Source organism: Paenibacillus sp. 01T422 (assembly GCF_056398785.1).
This window is the reverse complement of record NZ_JBFTQB010000736.1, coordinates 1-3,371: the sequence shown is the minus strand read 5'-3', so window position 1 is coordinate 3,371 and position 3,371 is coordinate 1. Positions and strand designations below refer to the sequence as shown.

Here is a 3,371-nt window from a genome sequence, read left to right as displayed (position 1 = left end):
CTCTCATGCGAATCATCGTGTGTCTCTCTGAGACTTTACGAAAACAAGGCGATACGTTAACATCAACGGTCCAATCTATCAAACAATTCCTGGATAACAGTGTCCTCTCTCCTTACGACTCGACACAACTCTCCTCACAGATTGGCGTTTCTAACAGACACTTGAATCGCTTATTCAAAAGGGAAGTGGGAACTACCATCTATAACTATGTCATCTCCAAAAAGATAGAATCCGCTAAATGTATGCTGTTAGACACTCAATTGACCATAAGTGAGATTGGTTACAAGCTTGGCTATGTCGATCCCCATTATTTTTCGAACCTGTTCCACAGCAAAACCAGTGTGAGACCTAGTGACTTTCGCAAGTCGTTTCGTAAAATACAGTAGAAATACCCGCGAGGAATCATTTCTCGCGGTTTTTTTAACCTTGGATGGGCACTTCATTGACTCAATGGAGTAAGCTTACATGACATGTAAATTTTATTTGCTCAAATGACTAGGATAAGGTAAAACTATTATAATAAACTTTTTTAACTATACTTGATTGTGAAGGCGGATGAGATTGTGATAGTACAGGTCGACAACGAAACAGTTGCAAGAGAATACGTGCACGGCGTATACGAAACAGTGGTAAGACGTAATCCTCATGAGAATGAGTTCCATCAGGCAGTGAAGGAGATTCTTGAGTCCCTGATTCCTGTTCTCTCCAAACATCCGAAGTATATGAAACATGGAATCCTTGAACGAATCGTTGAACCGGAGCGCTTAGTCACTTTCCGCGTGCCATGGGTAGATGACCAAGGGGTTACACATGTAAATCGCGGATTCCGTGTTCAATTTAACAGTGCAATTGGACCCTACAAGGGTGGTTTGCGGTTCCATCCCTCTGTTAATGCAAGCATTATCAAATTTCTTGGATTTGAACAAACATTCAAAAATTCCCTTACAGGCCAGCCAATTGGCGGCGGTAAAGGCGGCTCTGATTTCGATCCTAAAGGCAAGTCGGATAATGAAATCATGCGTTTCACTCAAAGTTTCATGACAGAACTTTATAAATATATGGGGCAAGATACGGACGTACCTGCTGGAGATATTGGTGTAGGTGCGCGGGAAATCGGCTTCATGTTCGGTCAATACAAGAGAATTCGTGGCGCATACGAGGCTGGTGTCTTGACGGGCAAAGGAATCATCTACGGCGGCAGTTTGGCACGTACAGAAGCAACTGGATATGGCTGCGTTTACTTTGTAAATGAAATGCTTCAATCCAAAGGCCTTAGCTTTAACGGCAGCACAGTCGTTGTTTCCGGTTCAGGCAACGTAGCTATCTACTCCATGCAAAAGGCGATGCAGCTAGGCGCTACAGTCGTAGCTTGCAGCGACTCCAATGGCTATATTTATGATAAAAACGGAATCAACCTAGACACGGTTCGCCGCTTGAAGGAAGAGGATAGAAAGCGTATCAGCGAGTATGTCAACGAGCATCCTACAGCTACTTACCATGAGGGTTGTGACGGCATTTGGACGATTCCATGCGACATCGCCCTTCCAAGCGCGACGCAGAACGAGATTAATACCGAATCGGCAAAAATTCTTGTAAGAAATGGTGTACAAGCTGTTGGTGAAGGCGCGAATATGCCATCCACTTTGGAAGCGATTGACGTATTCCTACAGGCAGGCGTGCTCTTCGGGCCAGCTAAGGCAGCGAATGCCGGCGGCGTTGCTGTATCAGCGCTTGAAATGTCTCAAAACAGCATGCGATACTCCTGGCAGTTCCATGAGGTAGACGACAAGCTTCATGCCATCATGAAAAATATCTACAAAAGCGCTGTTCAAGCGGCAGATGAATACGGCCATCCGGGCAATCTTGTTGTAGGCGCTAATATTGCAGGTTTTACTAAAGTCGCAGATGCTATGATTGCGCAAGGTGTTGTTTAAACTAATATAAAGACAGGCTGCCACATTTGCTGGCAGCCTGTTTTTTAGTTTTCATTGAAGGACTTTATGAAATTTTTTTGATCCTTTGTAAACTTATAGCCACGCCGTTCATAGAAATTGTGCGCTTGTACACGCGTTGGATGCGATAACAGTTTTATCCCCGAATAGCCAGCGTTCTGCGCCCACTGTTCAAGACTTTCAATTAAAATGCTGCCAATACCTTGATTTCGATACTCCTTATTCACAACAAATCCTAGGACGTTTACTAATGAGTCAGAAAAAAGCAATTCATAGGGACTAGCATGAATATATCCGATCACCTCGTTATGCTGTTCATAAACAAAGATGATATCTTTTGTTTTCGTCGTGAGGGTGACTAGTTTCTCTCTTACTTTCTCTTCAGAAAATGCAGATAGATTCGGATTAAAGTGTTGGTTCAACAAATAAATATCCGAAAAATCAGATATCCTAACTTCTCTGACATTTTTATCATTCAATTTGGAACACCTCCATTCCTCACATGACATGTCACTTTGTTTACTAATCTAATTCGTCTTCCGTGCGCTTCTCCCTACGAAATTCGCGGGGAGGCATCCCGGTGAATTTCTTGAACATCCTGTTGAAGGAATTAATGTTGTGGTATCCAGCACTACTGGCGACATCCTGAATTCTCAGATCGGTTTCCAATAGCATCTGCTGTGCCACCCGGATTCTTACGCCATTAATATAATCAATGAAGTTTTCCCCCGTCTTATCTTTGAAATAGGTGGACAAATAGCCTCCTGTAATATGAAGGTGCTCCGCTACAATATCTAGCGTAATATCTTGAGCGAAATGTTTGTTCACATAGTCCACAACAAAATCAATGACAGGATCTTCATTTTTCTGATTACCTCGTATCTCCTCGCAAGCAGCAACAAGCAGTTGGCTGAAAAATTTACGATAATGCCGCCCCGAATAGAAGCTTTGACTCGTGCTCAATCCAGCGATAACGGGTTGTATAGCCCGTTCATCTAAACGCAGCACATGGAACGCTTTACGCACCTTTTGGACAATATCAATTAAGAATTCTTGATATTGCAGCACCGTTTCACACTTACGCTCCATAAGAGCAAGCTGGCGATCAAGTAAATGAAGCAACTCCTGTGTATTGCCTGCAGCCAGATTGCAGTCGAATTGCTGCTCTTGCGCAGGCGTAAGCAAATGTACGGATTGACGACCAACAACCTGACGAACAATTTGGGTATCCTCGTTGAGCTTTCGTTCCTGCAACAGCTTAACCGTCTGCTCATAGGCTTCTGTGAAATCAAACAATTGTGGAAATGATGGTGATATCGCGATAGTCAGGAAATAAAAATCGGCATCATGAGCTACGACCTGCAGTAATTCTGACATATAGGCATCCATTCGGGAGTCGTCAATCTCATTAATGACGGA

The 3,371-nt window shown here is 43.4% G+C and carries 4 protein-coding genes; 2 read left to right on the top strand and 2 right to left on the bottom strand.

Features of this window, described 5'->3' with window-relative positions:
- Together AC1DUA_RS30125 and gdhA are read left to right on the top strand one after the other, a co-directional pair.
- Positions 1 to 386: helix-turn-helix domain-containing protein (locus tag AC1DUA_RS30125; protein WP_477503246.1), on the top strand; the 386-nt coding region annotated here is incomplete at its 5' end.
- Positions 387 to 563: 177 nt separating this feature from the next.
- Entirely contained in the window at positions 564 to 1,934 is a 1,371-nt protein-coding gene (gene gdhA / locus AC1DUA_RS30120) for an NADP-specific glutamate dehydrogenase (RefSeq protein ID WP_477503245.1), read from the top strand.
- Between the two features lie 44 nt (positions 1,935 to 1,978).
- On the opposite strand, the gene AC1DUA_RS30115 is transcribed toward gdhA, so the two are convergent.
- Together AC1DUA_RS30115 and AC1DUA_RS30110 are read right to left on the bottom strand one after the other, a co-directional pair.
- Positions 1,979 to 2,431 carry a GNAT family N-acetyltransferase gene (locus tag AC1DUA_RS30115; RefSeq protein WP_477503244.1) on the bottom strand — a complete coding sequence of 151 codons (453 nt, stop codon included), beginning with the start codon at positions 2,429 to 2,431 and terminating at the stop codon, positions 1,979 to 1,981.
- 43 nt (positions 2,432 to 2,474) lie between these two features.
- On the bottom strand, positions 2,475 to 3,371 hold an 897-nt coding region (locus AC1DUA_RS30110; RefSeq protein WP_477503243.1), incomplete at its 5' end, for a helix-turn-helix transcriptional regulator.